Annotated in this window: 20 protein-coding genes; 6 read left to right on the top strand and 14 right to left on the bottom strand. The window is 54.4% G+C overall.

Features of this window, described 5'->3' with window-relative positions:
* Window positions 1-29: 29 nt before the first annotated feature.
* Window positions 30-1,097: a uroporphyrinogen decarboxylase gene (hemE, locus tag PDUR_RS10490; protein ID WP_042206230.1), complete on the bottom strand. Its 1,068-nt coding sequence runs from the start codon at window positions 1,095-1,097 to the stop codon at window positions 30-32.
* A 205-nt stretch (window positions 1,098-1,302) separates the two neighbouring features.
* Between hemE and PDUR_RS10485 the strand changes: the two genes are divergently transcribed.
* Complete coding sequence (locus tag PDUR_RS10485) at window positions 1,303-2,529, top strand: MFS transporter (protein ID WP_042209249.1); 1,227 nt, start codon at window positions 1,303-1,305, stop codon at window positions 2,527-2,529.
* On the opposite strand, the gene PDUR_RS10480 is transcribed toward PDUR_RS10485, so the two are convergent.
* Window positions 2,526-3,185, bottom strand: coding sequence for an O-methyltransferase (locus tag PDUR_RS10480; protein WP_042206229.1), 660 nt, complete (start codon window positions 3,183-3,185; stop codon window positions 2,526-2,528). The two genes, PDUR_RS10485 and PDUR_RS10480, sit on opposite strands and share 4 nt — an antisense overlap.
* Before the next feature lie 220 nt (window positions 3,186-3,405).
* Between PDUR_RS10480 and PDUR_RS10475 the strand changes: the two genes are divergently transcribed.
* Window positions 3,406-4,563, top strand: a complete 1,158-nt coding sequence (locus tag PDUR_RS10475) for a THUMP domain-containing class I SAM-dependent RNA methyltransferase (protein WP_042206228.1) — start codon at window positions 3,406-3,408, stop codon at window positions 4,561-4,563.
* Window positions 4,564-4,717: 154 nt separating this feature from the next.
* Here PDUR_RS10475 and PDUR_RS10470 read toward each other — a convergent pair whose 3' ends face one another.
* From PDUR_RS10470 to PDUR_RS10425, 10 genes are all read right to left on the bottom strand, one after another.
* The gene (locus PDUR_RS10470) at window positions 4,718-5,542 is read right to left on the bottom strand and encodes an aldo/keto reductase (protein WP_042206227.1); all 825 of its coding nucleotides are present in this window, start codon (window positions 5,540-5,542) and stop codon (window positions 4,718-4,720) included.
* A 194-nt stretch (window positions 5,543-5,736) separates the two neighbouring features.
* Entirely contained in the window at window positions 5,737-5,976 is a 240-nt protein-coding gene (locus tag PDUR_RS10465; protein WP_025695807.1) for a YuzB family protein, read from the bottom strand.
* A 53-nt stretch (window positions 5,977-6,029) separates the two neighbouring features.
* Window positions 6,030-6,332 (bottom strand): HesB/IscA family protein, encoded by a 303-nt coding sequence (locus PDUR_RS10460; RefSeq protein ID WP_025689857.1) that lies wholly within the window; start codon window positions 6,330-6,332, stop codon window positions 6,030-6,032.
* 90 nt (window positions 6,333-6,422) lie between these two features.
* Entirely contained in the window at window positions 6,423-6,701 is a 279-nt protein-coding gene (locus PDUR_RS10455) for a hypothetical protein (RefSeq protein ID WP_042206226.1), read from the bottom strand.
* 170 nt (window positions 6,702-6,871) lie between these two features.
* Complete coding sequence (locus PDUR_RS10450; RefSeq protein ID WP_042206225.1) at window positions 6,872-8,074, bottom strand: M14 family metallopeptidase; 1,203 nt, start codon at window positions 8,072-8,074, stop codon at window positions 6,872-6,874.
* Window positions 8,075-8,250: 176 nt separating this feature from the next.
* Window positions 8,251-9,072, bottom strand: coding sequence for a glutamate racemase (gene racE / locus PDUR_RS10445; RefSeq protein WP_042206224.1), 822 nt, complete (start codon window positions 9,070-9,072; stop codon window positions 8,251-8,253).
* Window positions 9,073-9,427: 355 nt separating this feature from the next.
* Window positions 9,428-9,805, bottom strand: coding sequence for a YtxH domain-containing protein (locus PDUR_RS10440; RefSeq protein ID WP_052410162.1), 378 nt, complete (start codon window positions 9,803-9,805; stop codon window positions 9,428-9,430).
* Window positions 9,806-9,920: 115 nt separating this feature from the next.
* The gene (locus PDUR_RS10435; RefSeq protein ID WP_042206223.1) at window positions 9,921-10,562 is read right to left on the bottom strand and encodes a helix-turn-helix transcriptional regulator; all 642 of its coding nucleotides are present in this window, start codon (window positions 10,560-10,562) and stop codon (window positions 9,921-9,923) included.
* A 46-nt stretch (window positions 10,563-10,608) separates the two neighbouring features.
* Complete coding sequence (locus PDUR_RS10430) at window positions 10,609-11,052, bottom strand: DUF86 domain-containing protein (protein WP_042206222.1); 444 nt, start codon at window positions 11,050-11,052, stop codon at window positions 10,609-10,611.
* A 182-nt stretch (window positions 11,053-11,234) separates the two neighbouring features.
* On the bottom strand, window positions 11,235-11,522 hold the full coding sequence (locus tag PDUR_RS10425; protein WP_042206221.1) for a Dabb family protein: 288 nt from the start codon (window positions 11,520-11,522) through the stop codon (window positions 11,235-11,237).
* Between the two features lie 265 nt (window positions 11,523-11,787).
* Between PDUR_RS10425 and PDUR_RS10420 the strand changes: the two genes are divergently transcribed.
* A complete protein-coding gene (locus tag PDUR_RS10420; protein ID WP_042206220.1) occupies window positions 11,788-12,381 on the top strand; it encodes a helix-turn-helix domain-containing protein in 594 nt (197 codons plus the stop codon).
* Window positions 12,382-12,616: 235 nt separating this feature from the next.
* Here PDUR_RS10420 and PDUR_RS10415 read toward each other — a convergent pair whose 3' ends face one another.
* Together PDUR_RS10415 and PDUR_RS10405 are read right to left on the bottom strand one after the other, a co-directional pair.
* The gene (locus PDUR_RS10415; protein WP_042209246.1) at window positions 12,617-13,255 is read right to left on the bottom strand and encodes a class I SAM-dependent methyltransferase; all 639 of its coding nucleotides are present in this window, start codon (window positions 13,253-13,255) and stop codon (window positions 12,617-12,619) included.
* A gap of 225 nt (window positions 13,256-13,480) precedes the next feature.
* On the bottom strand, window positions 13,481-14,689 hold the full coding sequence (locus PDUR_RS10405) for a GTP-binding protein (protein ID WP_042206218.1): 1,209 nt from the start codon (window positions 14,687-14,689) through the stop codon (window positions 13,481-13,483).
* Window positions 14,690-14,941: 252 nt separating this feature from the next.
* Here PDUR_RS10405 and PDUR_RS10400 point away from each other — a divergent pair, with 252 nt between their 5' ends.
* The 3 genes from PDUR_RS10400 (at window position 14,942) to PDUR_RS10390 (ending at window position 17,994) form a co-directional block, all read left to right on the top strand.
* Window positions 14,942-15,958: a CobW family GTP-binding protein gene (locus tag PDUR_RS10400; protein WP_042206217.1), complete on the top strand. Its 1,017-nt coding sequence runs from the start codon at window positions 14,942-14,944 to the stop codon at window positions 15,956-15,958.
* 17 nt (window positions 15,959-15,975) lie between these two features.
* The gene (locus PDUR_RS10395; protein ID WP_042206216.1) at window positions 15,976-16,965 is read left to right on the top strand and encodes a permease; all 990 of its coding nucleotides are present in this window, start codon (window positions 15,976-15,978) and stop codon (window positions 16,963-16,965) included.
* 159 nt (window positions 16,966-17,124) lie between these two features.
* Window positions 17,125-17,994 (top strand): TIGR03943 family putative permease subunit, encoded by an 870-nt coding sequence (locus PDUR_RS10390; RefSeq protein WP_169744904.1) that lies wholly within the window; start codon window positions 17,125-17,127, stop codon window positions 17,992-17,994.
* The last annotated feature ends 23 nt before the right edge of the window (window positions 17,995-18,017 follow it).

The raw sequence follows: 18,017 nt of genomic DNA, 5'->3' as shown, positions 1-18,017 counted from the left end.
CTTATTAGCGATTAATTATGAGCGGTTATTCAGGAGTGCGGCCTTGCGGCTTCCTTGAGCGCCAGCGCTTCCTTGGAATAGTCGTGGACGTACTCCGTCAACTCACGCAGCTTGTCCAGCGACGCTTCGGGGAATAGACCATGTCCCAGGTTGAACACATAGCCGGGTTTACGAATGCCTTCATCAATAAGCGCCTTGGCGCGATCCTTGATAAGTTCCATCGGAGCGGTCAAGATGTAAGGATCAAGATTGCCCTGCATCGCAAAATTCCCGCCGGTTCTGCGCCGGCCTTCGTCCAGCGGCACCCGCCAGTCGAGACCAATCACATCCGCTTGAAGTCCGGTAAGGGTGGACAGCAATTCGCCGGAGCTCACGCCGGGAAAATAGATTTTGGGCACATCTAAATCGGATAATTCGGCAAAAATACGGGAGACCGTCGGCAGAACAAAGACTTCAAAATCCTGCGGTGACAAGGCTCCCACCCAGCTGTCGAACAGTTGAAACGCCTTGCCTCCGCTGCGGACATGAGCCCTCAGATAAGCGATAACCATGTCGCCGAGCTTGTCCATCAGCATCGCCCAGACTTTGGGCTGCGTGTACATCAGCTCCTTGGTGCGAATGTAGCTCTTGGATGGGCGGCCTTCGATCAGATAGCTGGCAATCGTGAAGGGAGCGCCAGCAAATGTAATCAGCGGCACCTTCAGCTCTTTATCCAGAATTGCGATCGTTTCCAAAATATGGCCGAGATCACCCTCCACATCCACCGGCCTCAGCCGCTCCACGTCGGCGCTGCTGCGGATCGGTTGCTCAATGACAGGCCCGATATTTTGCACAATGTCGAACTCCACCCCGATGGAAGCCACCGGATTCATGATGTCTGAGTATAGAATGGCCGCATCGACGCCCAGTTTACGCACCGGCATCATTGTAATTTCCGCCGCCAATTCAGGCTGTCTGCTGATCTCCAGCAGTGAATACTTCTCTTTGATCTTCCGGTATTCGGGATCGTAGCGGCCGGCCTGCCGCATATACCACACGGGGACATGCTCCGTCTCCTGCTTCCTGCAGGCCCGGATAAAAGTATCGTTATAGGTCATGATAAGGTCTCCATAGATTTAGATAAAATTTTCTTAAATTATATTATGCCCTTTTTAAAAGAATGTAACAACCGTCACACCTTACAAGCGATGACAATTATTTGACAAAGGATGGGATGCGTCTCCGGTTCCAAAGAAAAATATGGTATACTATTGGAATGTCATCTTTGTGAACTGTTTGAATTTGAAAGGATGTGAAAGCACATTGAAAAAATGGAAAACTTGGGAGACTTGGCAGATCAATCTCTATGTGCTTTGGTTTGGACAATTTCTGGTAAATGCCGGGATGACGATGATTACCCCTTTTCTGTCGCTTTATCTGGCCAAGGACCTCGGTGTTCGCGGGGACGCCGTCGGGATTTGGGCCGGTATTATTTTTTCTGCCAATTTTATGACTTCGTTTCTGTTTCAGCCGCTGTGGGGCTCGCTTTCCGACAAATACGGCCGTAAAATCATGCTGCTGCGATCCGGCTTTGGCATGGCAATCGTCATCACGATGATGGGCTTTGCGCAGACACCCTGGCAGCTGCTCCTTCTCCGGCTGCTCAACGGCACCATCTCCGGATTCAATCCCGCTTCCATCTCACTCGTCTCAGGGACGACGCCGAAGCACCGGATGGGATTCGCCATGGGCCTGATGCAGTCCGGCTCCGTAGCCGGAACGATTCTCGGACCGCTGATCGGCGGACTGCTCGCAGACCGGATCGGATTCCGTCCGATTTTTTACGTGATTGGCCTGCTGCTGTCCGTCGCCACTCTGCTCGCTATGTTTCTCGTTAAGGAGAATTTCAACCGCGAGGAAGCTGCCCACAAGCCGCAGGTATCCACTTTTGAAGGATTAAAAGACCTCATCAAGGTTCCGCAGCTTCCGGCTCTGTTCGCCGTTACGTTCCTGATCCAGTTCGCCATGCTCAGCCCGATGGCCCTGCTTCCGATTTATGTGGAGAAGCTGCACAAGACCGCTGTCGATATCACCTTCTGGGCAGGGGTGGTCACCGCCGTGACAGGGATCTCGAATATGATCGCCTCGCCGGTGCTCGGCAGGCTCAGCGACAAGGTAGGCGCCCACCGGATACTGACCTACGCCTTGATCGGCGCTGCCCTGTTTGTTATTCCGCAGGCGTTCGTCGGCAGCGTCTGGCAGCTCATATTCGTCCGCTTTCTAATGGGCGTCTTCATGGGTGGACTTCTTCCGAGCGTAAACGCTCTGATCCGTTCTTATACACCGGACGGCAAGGAGAGCCGGGCTTTCGGCTTCAACAGCAGCACGCTGGCCCTCGGCAACATGCTGGGATCGCTGATCGGCGGCTTTCTGTCGGGCTATATTGGCATCGAAGGCATATTCATCGTCTCTGGCGTCTTGCTGCTGGTCAATACAGTGTGGGTCCGTTTCATGCTGTACAAGGCTGCCCCGATAAGGCTGTTTCGTTAACTGCCCGCCTTTATTACAATCGCAAGAGCGAGTCCGTCATAAGCGGGCAGCAGCGTGCTGGCAAGCCGGCTGTCACCCGCGATCATCTCGTTGAAACGGCGCATCGCCTGCACCGCAGGCCCGTTCTTATCCGTGTTCAGGGTGCGTCCGCGCAGGAAGATATTATCGCCCGCGATGACCGCTCCCGGCTTCGCCAGCTGTATGGCGTATTCCAGATAGTTCGGATAGTTCTCCTTGTCGGCGTCGATAAAAAAGAAATCGAACGTTCTTCCTTCCTCCGCCAGCCGGGCAAGACTGTCCAGAGCGGGGCCTATCCGGTATTCGGCAATGCCGCCGAATCCGGCAAGTTCCAGATGGCGTTGCGCCATTTCGGCATATTCCGGCTTCAGCTCCAGAGAGGTTAGCGTTCCTCCCGAAGCCAGGCCTCTAGCGAGGCAGATGCCGCTGTATCCGCCAAGTGCTCCGATCTCCAGCACGCTGGATGCGCGGGATAGCGAAACGAGCATGCTAAGCAGCCTGCCGTAACCCGGCGCAATCGATACTTCGGGCATGCCGCCCGCACGGATGGCCTCTTTTACCGACAGCAGAAGTTCATCTTCCGTATATAACTGCTCACTGTACATTTCTTGATTAAAGTATTGCTCCTGATTAAGCATAGCTGATCTCCTTTTTGTTCACATTCTACATATGTAGGCAAGCACTGCCGTTCTTCGGCACGTCGGGACGTTGTGATGTGTCCTTCCTTCGCCTATACTTGAAATGTTAAGTATAACGGTCTACGAGATGCGGGTCAGCCCCTATATAGGAGGCGATGGACGCTTCTACTTGATTGTACTGGCTTTACTCACATACCTACAAGCAACGGAGTTGAGATTCTTGAGCAAATTGCAGCTGATTGCCACCGCCCCTATGGGACTGGAGGCCGTCGTCGCACGCGAATTAAACGAATTGGGTTATGAAACGACTACCGAGAACGGCCGCGTTCTCTTCAGCGGAGATATTATCGATATTTGCCGCTGCAACCTGTGGCTGCGCACTTCGGACCGGGTCCTGATCAATATGGGACAATTTCCGGCCAAAACCTTTGACGAGCTGTTCGAAGGCGTCAAGGCGCTGCCCTGGCAGGATTGGATTCCCGAGCATGGCGAATTCCCCGTAGAAGGACGCTCGCACAAGTCGCAGCTTAGCAGTGTCCCGGCCGCGCAGGGCATTGTCAAAAAAGCGGTTGTCGAAAAGCTGAAGCAGTATTACCGCACCGACTGGTTTCCCGAGAACGGTCCGCGATACGTCATCGAGGTTACGCTGCTGAATGATATCGCGCTGATTACGCTCGACACAACCGGTCCTGCGCTGCATAAGCGCGGCTACCGCAAGCTTATTACGGAAGCGCCGATCAAAGAGACGATGGCCGCCGCGCTGCTGAAGCTCAGCCGCTGGAACGGCAGCCGCCCTCTCTACGATCCATGCTGCGGCTCGGGCACGTTCCTGATCGAGGCAGCTATGATGGCCTGGAATATCGCTCCCGGGCTTCGGCGCTCTTTCCCGTCCGAGCATTGGCCGGCAATTCCGCCGGAAGCGTGGCAGACCGCCCGGGAAGAAGCGTTCGACGCCGTTCGCGACGACATTCCGCTGCAGTTGACCGGCAGCGACATTGATCCAAAGGCGATCGAAGTCGCGCAAGCCGCCGCCAAGAGCGCGGGCCTGTCCGGTGAGATCACCTTCTCCGTCCTGCCCGCTTCCAAAGCAAGACCGGAAGGTGAATACGGCTGCATCATCACCAATCCTCCTTACGGGGAGCGGCTGAGCGACGACAAGGAAGTGGAGAAACTCACCCGCCAGTTCGGGCAGATGATGCTGCACCTGCCGACTTGGTCGTTCTTCGCCATCAGTCCTTCCAAGCAGTTTGAGCATCATTTCGGCAGAAAGGCGGACAAGCGGCGCAAGCTGTATAACGGACGGATCGAGTGCCAGTATTATCAGTACCTCGGTCCCCTGCCGCCAAGAGCGCCGAAGAAGGAGACGGACGCTAATTAGTTGAATGCGCCTAAGACCGGATCTGAAGATGATCTCCGGCAGTGCTGTACGCTAAATGTAAATACAGGCAGGCTGCGGTATCCCGCGGCCTGCCTGTTTCCTTTAAATAATCAGTCGTTAATCTTCTACAAATACCCTCAGTCCCTCCGGCTCCTTAGAACATCAACTCGTCCGGATGCCTGCCGATGCGTTCCCCGGTATCCAGCGTATCGATAGCGTTCATTTCCTCCTGGGATAACTCGAAATCGAGAATCTCACTATTCTCCTTAATACGGGAAGGCGTTACGGATTTCGGAATAATGACGATGTCATGCTGCAATTCCCAGCGGAGAATGACCTGTGAGACCGATTTGCCATGCAAGCGCGCAATGGATGTCAGCGTTCCGTTATCCTGCAGCTGCCCCTTCATAAGCGGCGCCCAGGCTTCGATCTGAATATTGTTCAGCAAGCAGAAATCATGCAGCGGCCGCTGTCTTAGACGGGGATGCAGCTCTACCTGGTTCACTGCCGGAACGATGTTGCTGTCATTCATCAGCGACTCCAGATGGTGAATCTGGAAATTGCTGACGCCGATTGCGCGGACGCTGCCTTCCTCGTACAGACGCTCCAGCGCGCGCCACGTCTCCTTGTATTTGTTCAGTCCCGGCCAATGAATCAGGTACAAGTCGATTACTTCCAGACCCAAGGCCTCACGGCTCTTCTCAAAAGCGGCCAGCGTGCTGTCATAGCCCTGATCATCATTCCAAACCTTGGTTGTGACGAACAGCTCATCCCTGCGCCGACCGCTGGCCCGAATGGCCCGTCCCACTTCGTGCTCGTTCCCGTACAGGGACGCCGTATCGATGCTCCGGTAGCCCAGCTCAAGCGCCGCCGTCACCGCATTTTCCACCTCATTGCCCTCGGCTTTATACGTTCCTAGCCCGAAGCACGGCATGGCAACTCCGTTATTCAGTAAAATGGTATCCGATAATTGTCTCATTGGATCACCCGCTCCTCTATGTACTCGGTCGATTTCAATCTATCCAGTCTATTATATCACGTCGCCCTATTCTGCCAAATCTCAGTCCCGGGTCATAAGAGAACAGAAAAGGCCATTCTTGCAGTCAACCTGCAAAAACGGCCAAAAGGGTACTCTCCGAATTCCGGCAAAGTACAGATCCAATTCAATCCTATCTATTTCTTTACTGCGGGCTGCTTTATGAAAGGCTCCACTTTCTTCAAAACCTCGTCCTCGGTCGGAGCGCTGACATAGCGGCCGTTGATGTAGACGAAAGCGCGCTTGCCGCATGGGCCGCAGTAGGACTTGCAGCCGATTTTGATCTCGGCGTCAGGCGCCATTTTGCGGAGCTTCGGCAGAACGCTTTTGATGCTCATATGATTGCATTTATCGCAAATGCGTATATCGTTAGCCATTGCTGTTCCCTTCTTTACCGTCCAGACAGCTTCAGCCTGCAAAAGCCAATAGCTTAGTGGTCTCCGTGGTTGCCTTGGGACGGGTTCGTAATAACAAAACCTTCTTGCGGAAAATACAGATAGTCGACCTTTACGCCATCAAGAAGCGGCTGCCCCTTTTCCAGAATAACGTCGATGTCTTTATCCGTCGGAATGACCTCGTCGTTCTCCTTGGGCGTGTCCAAATCAAGACCATAGTGGGCATGATCGCCATGCGAATGGGTAATCAGAACGCGCAGCTTCAGATCCTTATTTTCTTCCAGATCCATCTGTTTCTTTATAACTTTAGCCGCGTTGCGGGTAATTTTGACTTTCATAGTCCGTCCATCTCCTGACAACTGGATTTCTATACTCTAGTGATATATTTTAAAGGAAAACCGCAGGATAATGCAACCAAACTTTAAATTTTATCTGCTCCCGCCGTTCAGCCTCAATCTTTTCGCGTCATTCAGCGCCGGGTATTTGCGGTCCATTCTGGAGACGAACCAGGCCATCAGCATCATCGATACACCAATATCGTCAATCGGCATAAAAGGCATAACATCGGGCAGCACCCAATACAGCGCCACCGGAATCGCGAACAACAGTTTGTCCCCTAGCGCGACATGCGGAGAGATGATGTATTGCCATGTGCTTCGCAGCACTTGAGACCATCCTTTAAGCGACAGCAGCTTCTTTAGTTTCATCTTCGGTCTCCTTCCTCTAAGCTCTATACTTCATCCATACCCCTTCGGCCAGCTTTTAACCAGAGCGATTCAGTAAAAAGGGTACGGCCGTGCAACAGCTTTAGCGAAGTATACGGCCATACCCTCTACATATAGATTACGCAGCTATGCTGAAAATGTTTCACTTACTTTCATTGAGATAGAATAGCAGCCAGAATCTGCCCCGTTTCTAGCGTTAGATCTTCAAAATCCTCAAGCGGGAGCGGATTTCTGCCCAGACCCAGCTCCACGGTGAACCCCGGTTTTCTGAATTTCATAATGAACCAGTCCTTAAATCCCGCGTCACTTTCGGTCAGAGCAACCGCGCGGTAGCCGCCTGCCAGCGCCAGACGTTCCGCGAGTTCCCGGCTCTCCGGCGGCTCATACCCGCGATAGTTCCAGTAGATCTCCTGTCCTTGGCTGTGCAGCGACACCGCTATATCCGCAGGCGCCTTCTCGCACAGCGAAGCCAGCGCAGCAGCCTCCGGCTCGCTTAGCGGTGACGGGCCGCCATAATCCTGGGGAGAAGGTCCGCTCATGCCCCGGCGAGATTGTTCTTCTTCCCAAAAGGCCGGGAATTGGTCCCCAAGGTCTACGCCCCGGATATTGGCTTTCCAGTGGCGGAAGCTGCCTCGTCCCCCGTTCCATTCCGCAAGCTCCCGCCTGTAAGGATGCCATGGACCGGCTCCTTCCTGCACCAGCTCCACACCGTCGGGGTTCGCCATCGGGACGGCCCAAACCGTCCAGTTGTTGAACCATCCTTCCGGGCTGTGACCATTCCATTTCCGGCCTTTCTCATAAGCTTCGGCATACTGCTCCAGAAAGGCCAGAAGACAGGGCGAGGTCAGCCACTCGTTAGCATGCAGCGCCGCATTCACATGCAGTCTGCGGCGGCCGCTGCCAATCCGCAGCAAATGCAGCGGTTTGCCAAGGACACTAAAGCCTATCGTACTTGCCGAGATAAAGGGATATTTATTGATCAGAAGGCCGATGTCCGCCGCAAGTTCCGAAGGCCCGTACTCGCCCCGCAGGGTTACGACCGCCGCCCGTTCGGATGCCGGAATAACCAGAGTTTTCCCAGGTGCGCAGAATCCGCCCGGAGATATACCGGGATTAAGCTGTTCCAGCGCTTCCAGGCTGACCCCGTAGAGTGCCGCCACATCCTTCATGCGCTCCCCTTCCTGCGCAATATGTCGTCTGCGCTGAACGGAAGGCAGAAACAGCACCTGCCCCGGAAAAAGGTACGGCTGGTCCGCCGCCCAAGGATTCCCCTGTATCACATGCCCTGAAGTAAGTCCGTGCGCGGCGGCTATCCGCCTCACAGTATCTCCCTTGCGGACAATATATTGAAGCATACCTCTCATCCTCTCCGCTGCGTTTCCTACCCTGCTGTAGCTGTGACGGCTTTGTTAATTGTATGCGAATCCTCTTGTCCTACATGCGCAAAGAACGGCCGGGCTTACGCCGCCCGGCCGTTCTGAATGCGAATATGATTTTGACATCGAATGAAAGAGTTGTCTTGAAGTTACACTCAGACATCCGTAGGTTCAAGCGATGATACCTGCCATACCACCGGCGTGCGTCTGATCTGCTCACCAAGCCAGTCCATGGCGATCCTCTGGAATATGCCTGCGTCGCCGCTGCAGAAGAACTGGTGCACCGGACTGTCGTCTCCCCTCGCTAGCTTTCCCTTGTCGTACAAAATGGTGCTGATCTCGCGCGCCGTCTCGTCTGCGGAACTGATCAGCTTGACTCCAGGCCCCATTGCCCGCCCAATCGGCTCGACTAGAAACGGGTAATGGGTGCACCCGAGTATCAGGGTATCAATCGGTTCATGCTTGATGCCGTTCAGCGAATCACGGACCGCAAGATCGCATTCCGCCGTACGGAACATTCCCTGTTCGACCAGCGGGACAAGCGCGGGACATGCCTGGCTGATCACCTCAACATACGGAGACAGCTGTTTCAGCGCTGCGGTGTAGGCTCCACTGCCAATCGTTCCTACGGTGCCGATTACGCCTACCCGTCCGGTCTTTGTCGCGCTGATGGCGGCGCGGGCGCCGGGATGAATGACGCCGATGACCGGAATCTCCACTTTCGCCGATATATAATCGAGGGCGGCCGCAGTCGCCGTGTTGCAAGCGATCACGATCATTTTCGGATTGAATTGAATAAGATAATCGACAATTTGCTCGGTAAAAAGTTTGACTTCCTCGGACGAACGGGGTCCGTACGGGGCGCGGGCGGTGTCTCCGAAATAAATGATTTTCTCCCTCGGCAGCTGCCTCATTACTTCCTTGGCAACCGTCAATCCGCCTACGCCCGAGTCTAGTATAGCGATAGCTTGCTGCACGAACACACGCTTCCTTCATCTTGTTTTGAATAGCTTATGTAAGGCGGAAGCAAAGTGTACCGGGCTTCCTGTCCCAATTGCAGATAATACTCCATTTATCTCCCCAGTTCAAGAGGAGAAACTCCCCCTCGCCTTAATCCTGGACTGCGCAGCTTCTTGTCCTTAGCCCGCCAGGAACTTTCCATAGGCCTGAAAAAGATAAATGCCCTTGAAAGAGCGCCTGTTCGCAACAAGCGAAGCGGCGGCTGGTTCAAGGGCATACCGTACAGCTGTGGAAGCAATAGCTTGCCGGCTTTGTCAGGCATCGCGATCTGACCGGGAGCTGACGGCTAAACGGCTGCCAGCGTGACAGCCGTCACGCCTTTTCCCCTGTATCATCCGCAGCCGATGAGCCAATTTCATCCCCGGGGCCGGAGCCGCCGGCCGCCGGTTCAATATCCTGGGCAGAAATGACCGCAGCTTCATCCTCTGCCTTAGTGAACTGTTTGCCCCAGTCCGTTACCTCTTGAATCACCTGCTCCACCGAATCCTTGGCTTTACTGTACCATTCCACGGTCTTGTCTGAGGCCTGATGAACAAGTTCCTGCGCTTTATCCACTGTTGCCCCAGCGCCGTCCGAGATATCCTTGCGCAGCTCTTTTCCGGATTTGGGCGCCAGCAGCAGAGCGGTCACCGAACCGACGGCGCCTCCGGCAACGATTCCCCACAGCAAGCTTTTCGTGTTCTTCTTCATCTTTCATCTCTCCTTTACGGGCGAATGCCTAGATCCTGCTTATATCATAAGCAGAGAGAGGCCGTCCCGTGACTGATGAGGAAGTTTTTTTACCGCCCTGACGATTGCCGTTTCCTTACAAAAGGTGCTTCGGTTTAATCGAGTATCTGCAGCATTGCCCGCCCTCGGCCATGCAGTCACTGCGCGAAACTCTTGCATTCAGCAATTCCTCGAACAGATTCTGCTCGCACTCGCAGGCCTTGCGGTACTGGACGGCAACCTGGCGGATGGGGCAGTTGTACTCCCGGAGTACAAAAGATCCGTCCTCTTCCCGGTCCCATTCCGCCATATAGCCGCCGGAATTCTGGATGGCGGACAGTTCCGCCACTCTCTCTTCGAGATTTCTCCGCTCCATCATGGGGCTGTACTGCGCCAGCAGCCTGCGCCTCCGCCCCTCGAACAGGACGTTCACGGCCTCGGTCCCGCTGGTGTGGTCCAATTCGCGAAGCAGCTCCAGCGTAAGGTTGTGATAATTTTTGGGGAAATAGTCTTCGGCCCTTTCCGTCAGCGAATACATATGCATGGGCCGGCCCATCGCCTGCCGCACAATCCTGTTTCTGGCAAGTCCCTCCCGCTCAAGCTGCAGAACATGGCGTCTTACTCCCATTTCCGTAATGCCGAGTTCCTCGGCAAGTGCTCCAATAGTCAACGGTCCTTTCATTTTTAGAAGCGTCATGATGATGTGTCTGGTCGAACCGTTCTCCTGCCCTCTCTTCATCTCGGTCCCCCCCTTCTGCTTACAGATTTCACAGGCGCGGCGTATCTTAGCTTACCGGAAGGGCTGTGCCCAGTTCCTGATTCAGATAGCTTCGGACTTCGGCGGCAAAACGGGGCAGCAGCTCCGGAAGCACGGCCGCCAGCGGATGCAGCCGTTCCCGCTCCCAGGCGTAATATTCCTGTACAAGAGCCTTGCGCAGCGACACCAGCTCGATAAGCCGGTCATACATTTCTTTATCGCGAAATACCGACTCCTCATGAATGATGGTGATAATATCCTCGTAACTGCCGGCGTCACGCATAATAAAACCGTCAATGAGGCAGCTGCCGACATCGGTGACGATCTCGATCGAGAGATGGAGGCAGCGTTCCTGCACCAGCCCCCAGATCCTTCCCCCGTCCCAGGAAGCTGCCGCCATTCGCAGCCCGTCCGCAATATCGGGAATTTGTCCTAAAATGTGTTCAATTTGTTCGCGGTTGATATAGTACATTTCAGGCACTCCTTTGCTATTTGCGGCGTTTGCCGCGGCGCTTCAGCCAAAAAAGCATAATAAAGCAGGCCGCAAAAAATACCACAAGATAGGTTAACGCTTCCATGGGGTATTCCAGCTCACGCATTCCGGTCACCGCTTTCCGTCATCAGATAGCCGTGCTTATGGCGGATAAATACCGCTTAAAGTTCGTAATCCACAGCGAAGGAATGCTCTTTAACCTCACTAATATGGGCGATAACTTCCTTATGCGCAGGATGCACCTGATAAGCGTCAAGATCTTCAAGATTGGCAAAAGCCGCGGTCAAGACGATATCGAATGAGCGCTCGGTACGCAGAATGTCGGCTCCGATTTCAAGCGAGATCAGTTGAGGGATTTTACCTTCCATATTGCGAAGTACGGCGGCAGTCTTGGCCACGCTTTCCTCCGAACCATCCTTCAGTTTAAAAAATACGACATGCTTTATCATTTCTTTTCGCTCCCTGTTATTGGATTGTAATGGTGATTACAAGTTTATTAAAAATATATCATAACCCCCCGTTTTCCGAAAGGAAGCTGTGCCGGCAGGGGATGTGTAAGGAATAACCATTGCCTTGAAACGGACAAGTATTGTAGTATATTTTCAAAAAGAAACCTGTTCGTCCGCTTAAAGGCGGCACGTTTCTTATCGAAATATTAGGTTAAGGATAAGCGTATAGCTTATCTTTCTTATATTTCAAGAAATCGGAGGTAGTATGCCTACAAATCAGTCAGAGCCTTACAAAATACAAGCGTGGTCTCTGGTTAACCGCAAATACCTGGGAAAGGGCGTCCGGATTAAGAGATTCCGCCGTCCCCAGAGAAGCCAGATCCGCAACCGCGTGCTGCTAGCCGTGCTGATGTCCCGCGATATCAAGCTGTCCAAGTTTGCGGAAGAGCTTTCCGTATCCTCAAGGAGCGTCAGCGCCTGGGTGTATGAAAGCCGCATTCCGTCCAGGACCAATATAGAAAAAGCCTGCCGCTATCTCGGTTATCCCCAGCATGTCTTGTTTAATGAAGCGCTGCTTCGGCAGAGTCCGATTCTGTGCCAGCCGGCTCCTTCCCGGTACATGAAGCGGAGTAAGATTTACCCCCGCCGCAGCGACATTCTGACCGGACTGTGCATGGTGCATGATCTTTCCGTTACCGATGCCGGTCATTGGATCGGGGTCCATCCCGGCACCTTTCGCAAATGGCTGCACAATAGCCAGCTCCCGTCTCCTTATTTGCAGGAAAAGGCGGAAGCGTTCTTCCGGATACCCCGGGCCATTTTGTTCGCCGATTGCGTCACCGAGGGCAAAAACCATTAGTGCTGAAAATCCTGCTGCTCTCACTTCGCCCATGCCTTGTAAAATGGAGCAGCCTATATTACAGCGGCGGACCAAAAGTGAAGGCAGCAGGGAACGCAGAGTGTCTCTCGGGTCCATGCCAAGAACGGCGCCGGGCCGTAGTCCCGGCATAATAATTCGACCGACAGAACCCGGTTTCATTGGAGCGCCCCTTGTTCGGCGGAAGCGCGGGAATCTTCCTCTGGGCGATTCCGGCTTAGCCTTTTTTCCTGGCGGCGATTGTTCTCAAAATATACTCATGCTGCCCCTCGCCCGGCCCGCCAAGCATCTCCTTTAAGGTGCCGGTTTCCAATATTTCCATTCCTGAGAAATGCGCCTTTAGATCCTCCTCGCTGAAAAAGTGGGCGAACTTCCCCTCTTTATAACGGTACGTTCCCGGTTCAAGCCGCTCTCCCTGCCCGTTATTGGGGTCTTCGTCGGAGAAGCAGGTGAAATAGACGAGGCCCCCGGGCCGCAGCCGCTTCAAGCAGGCTGCCACCAGCTTTCGGCGATCCGGCTCCAGGAACAAATGCAGCACATCATAACAGTATATCGCATCATAGCATTCACCCGGCTCCGGGTCATCCAGCGCGGAGCCGCATATGATCCGGCTGTCCGGGTCCCACCTCTCCGCTATCTTCACGGCGGCCTCGCTTAATTCCGCCCCTTCTACCCCGAATGTTTGTGCGAAAGCTTTCGTATTGCGGCCATAACCGGCCCCGGGCACGAATACTGTCCGGACACCATGGGACAGGAACAACTCCTTCGCCATATAGGCGGTCGGACTCGGCTCCGTTCCCCAAATCATGCCTTCCTTCCCGAATCTTTGGTCCCAATATTGTTCGTGGCTTTGCATGCTGTCCCCCATTCGTTTTTCTTACTCTTTACAACTATTCGCTCCAATATATTCCAAATCCTTCCTTATCGCAAAAAAACATGCTCATATCGAATATGACGAAAAGGCCGGTCTCCACCTTCCGGTAAGAGAGTCGGCCTCGAAGCCATTCAATTTTTAATTTAGCGCCAGGCTGCCGGCTTGGTTGCGACGCGCCGGGAATTGGGATTTTAGCGCCAGTTCGCATTAATTACCGGCAGGCATTAATTCCTCCTCGGACGGCCAAGGGAGCGGATTGTTGAACTTGCTCCAATCCTGCTTCATCTCCTCATCGGTCAACAGGCAGCGATCCAGCCTCGCTTCGATGTCGGCGCGGTCCATATCCATTCCGATGAATACGATCTCCGTCATCCGGTCCCCCCACTGGTCATCCCATCTATCTTTGATCTCCGGCTCGCTTTCCAATACCTCAAGCTGCTGCTGCTTTGGCAGCGATGCCAACCAGTAACCGGCAGGTCCGAACTGGATAGAAGGCCCCGCTTGACTCAGCGAAGCGGCAATGTCGCCGCGCGTCCCCATCCAGGCGAATCCCTTGGCGCGTACAACTTCAACCGGCCAGTTGTTGAAAAAGAAACTTAGCCGCTGCGGATGAAGTGGTCTTCTGCGGCGGTACACGAAGGAAGCGATGCCGTATTCCTCCGTCTCCGGCGCATGACTGTCCTTGTTCAGCTCGGCGATCCAGCCTGAGGACATGCTTGTTCTTTCAAAATCAAATAGACCGGTATTCAGGATTTCCTTCGGATCGACGGCGGCATTAATCGTCCGAATGATCTTGGCCGCCGGCTGAAGCTTGCGGAGAACCGCTTCCAGCTTGTTCAGTTCCTCCTCCGCCACCAGATCGCATTTGTTCAGCAGCAGCACGTCGCAGGTCTCAATCTGGTCGATCAGCAGATCGACGATATCCCGGAAATCGCTATCGTCCGTTCCTTGATTGCGGTCAAGCAAGCTGTCGCCCGAGCCAAAGTCATGCCAGAAACGGTTCGCATCTACGACGGTTACCATGGTGTCCAGGCGGGCCAGCTCCGTCAGATCGACATCCAGATCAGGGCTCGCATACGTGAATGTCTGCGCGACCGGAACCGGCTCGCTGATCCCCGAGGATTCGATCAGAATATAGTCGAACCTGTCCTCCTGCGCAAGCTTCTTCACCTCTAGCAGCAGGTCGTCGCGCAGCGTGCAGCAGATGCAGCCGTTGGACATTTCAACCAGCTTCTCCTCGGTCCGGGAAAGCGTATTTCCCGACTTGACCAGATTGGCATCCACATTTACTTCGCTCATGTCGTTAACGATAACGGCCACCTTCAGGCCGTCCCGGTTGTGCAGAATATGATTCAGCAGCGTCGTTTTGCCTGAGCCGAGATATCCGCTAAGCACGGTGACGGGTATTTTTTTCATGGACTAAGATTTCACTCCTTATTCTCATTCGTCCGATTAGCGCGGCGTTTATCAGATTTCGCGGCGAATTAATCGTAATATTTACGATTAAATCATTTTAGTTCACCTATGTCAACTATGACGAGGCAAAATGCCGACGGCTCTATTCGGACAGACGCAAGAAAATCGGTCTTTATGTGATGCCGGACACGTATAGATAGAACTGGGAATATAGCAATCTTTACGGAGAGTCGGAGAATCGGAGGAGAGGGAATGAGAGTACCCGTAATTATCTTAAGCGGATTTCTGGGAAGCGGTAAAACAACCCTGCTGCTATCCCTGCTAAAAGAGAGCTATGCACGCGGCCTTCAGCCGGGTGTCCTGATGAACGAGCTTGGCAAACAGGATGTGGACGGCTATATCTTGGAGGAGCAGACCGGAGCGGCGGTTGAGAAGCTGCTGGACGGCTGCGTGTGCTGCAGCCGCAGGGAAGAACTCGGAGACAGTCTGGAGGTGCTAATCAAGCGGCGTCCCGACGTGATATTCATAGAGCTTACCGGCGTAGCCGATCCCGATGAAATCGCCCGGTCCCTTCATGAGCCGTACTGGGCAACCCGCCTGTCGGCGCATATTCTAGTGACGCTGGTCGATGCTGAAAATATGCTTGACTATAACAGCCGGCTGTCCGCGGACAAACAGCTTGTGCGCACGCTGCGCAGCCAACTGGCTTCAGCGAATCTCATTATTGTGAACAAAAGCGATCTCGTAACGCCGGAAATTCTAACCAAGATTGAAAAAGCGATCCGTAAACGGAACCCCGATGCGGAGATTGAATTCACGGCCTACAGCCGGATTCAGGTGCAGCCCCTGTTGGCCGGAATTGTCCCGAAAACGGCGAAACCGCTGCCCAAGCGAGCGCCGCTCAGCTTCCAGGGAAGCTCACTCCGGAAAACGGCAGCGGGACGGAGTGAAGCCGTACCGGACAACGCGCCCCGGGAACACGCTGCCTCGTTCTCGCAGGTTGGCGCGGTAACGCTGGCTTTTCCGCAGGGCAAGACGCTGCCGAAGGCAGTGCTTGAAGCGTTTTTCCGGGAATGGGCGGACAGGCTGCTGCGCGCCAAAGGACATGTGCAGCTTCCCGGCGGAAAGCCGGTGCAGCTGGTGCAGCATGCCGGTTCGCGGACGACATGGGAAGATTCCCGGTATCCCGGTTCGCCTTATCTCGTATTCATCGGCACGAATATCAACGGGGAACAGTTGGCTGAGCGCTGGTCCGCCCTGTTCCGCTGACAGAAAGGGGAAGCCGCATGACCGCTTTTTCGCCAATCAAAATGCTGCCGCTGCTCCTGCCCGCGGCTTTTCTGATCATCCCCGCCGTTCTTTGGTTTCCACAGCACCGCGAGCTGCTGGACAGCGCTTATCTCTATACGTTCAAGACGGGCTTTATCGGCATTTTGCTGGAGGCTCTTCCTTTCGTTCTGGCCGGTGCGCTGCTGTCCTCGGTAATCGGCGTCTTCGTCCCCGATGAGGCGATTACCCGCTGGATTCCGCAGCGGGCGCTTCCAGCGCTGCTGTTCGCCTGTCTTCTGGGCGTTATCTTCCCCATCTGCGAATGCGGAATGATTCCGCTCGTCCGGCGGCTGCTCCGCAAGGGGATGCCGCTCTATGTCGGGATTGCGTTCATCCTGTCGGGCCCCATCCTGAATCCGATCGTCTTCAGCGCCACACTGACCGCCTTCCGCACTCATCCCGGCCTTGCTTACGCCCGGATGGGCCTTGCCTTCGCCGTTTCGCTTATCATCGGGCTAATCGTTTACGCCACCGTCAAGCGCTCGCCGCTCCGTCTCTCGATGCAGCGCAGCGATGAAGAACTGCGCCATGAAGCCTTGAACGGCGGCAAGCTCGCGGCCGTGTTCACGCATGCTGCGGATGATTTTTTTGAAATGGGAAAATATTTGATATTCGGCTGTCTGCTCACTTCCCTCATCCAGACCTTCGTCGTTCAGAGCAGCCTTGCTTCCATCGGCGGCAGACCGCTTGGCTCCTATCTCTTTATGATGGGCTTCGCCTTCGTCCTGTCGCTCTGCTCCACCTCCGACGCCTTCGTGGCCTCGTCATTTGCCCATTCATTCCCGTCCGGATCGCTGCTGGCATTTATGGTGCTCGGTCCGATGCTCGACTTCAAGAATGCGATGATGCTGATGTCGCTGTTCAAGACAAGGTTTGCGCTCTACTTGTTCTTTCTGATTGCCTCCACTGTCTTTATTGGCGCGATTCTGCTGTCGGGATGGCTGTGATCCGCAAAACTAAGCCCATGCTTCCGACGCCAGTTTTGCTGCGAGGCCATTCCAAGGAGCCTATGCTCCGCAAAACTAAGCCCATGCTTCCGACGCCAGTTTTGCTGCGAGGCCATATCCAAGGAGCCTATGCTCCGCAAAACTTTTAGGAGGAGACGTATGATGTATAGTTCCGGCAGCATCAAACGCCATTACTTATTCCGGGCGGCCGTTCTGCTGGCATTCGCCGTCTACATCGAGCACCTGGTGCGGCATGATGCGCTCCACTATTATGTCACGCCAAAGCTCACGGTCTGGGTCAGGCTCTGCCCGGTTCCGCTCTCGTTAATGGCGCTCAGCCTGACGATCCAGGCCCTGTTCGGCGGAACAAACGCCATCTGCGGCTGCGGCCATCAGCTTCCGCGTTCACGGGCAGGCGGCGCCGCGATGTACGGTGTCTTCCTGCTCCCTCTGCTGCTCGGATTCGCTCTGCCGGACCGCGCGCTTGGGAGTGCCGCTGCAGCACACAAAGGAATGTCGTTAAACTATTCATCGCTCATTCCCAAGGAATCCGCCCGGTTTCAGACAAGCGATCCATTCGCTGCGGAGTTCGCAGCCTTGGCGAAGAAGCTGTACAGCCAAACGGTCATTCCCGTATATCCGCAAATCTTTTCGGAAACCTTGGGAACGCTCGATAGGTTCAAGCATGATTTCAAGGGAAAAGAGGCCTCGGTCAGCGGCTTTTTGTACCGCGAGAATACCGGCTCCATGAGCGGCCGCTTCGCGGTAAGCCGTTTTCTTGTGCAGTGCTGCACCGCCGATGCGACACCGCTCGGTATTCTGGTTAATACAAGGCAGCAAAAAAGCCTGCCCGTGGATACCTGGATCAAGGTTCAGGGCAAGCTTCAAGTTGTTGTATACAAGGGCAAGGAAACGCTGCAAATCGATGCTGAATCCGTTACAAAGGTTGATCAAACTTCGACTCCATACGTCTATACCAGCCCAGATTCCGTAGAGGAATGGAACCAGCTGCAGGCTGCGGCTAAATAGCAGCATTAAGACGAATCATCGGT

The organism is Paenibacillus durus (assembly GCF_000756615.1).
GTDB lineage: Bacteria > Bacillota > Bacilli > Paenibacillales > Paenibacillaceae > Paenibacillus_AQ > Paenibacillus_AQ durus.
Note: the sequence above shows the minus strand (reverse complement) of the source record. Positions and strands in the feature narration are given on the sequence as shown.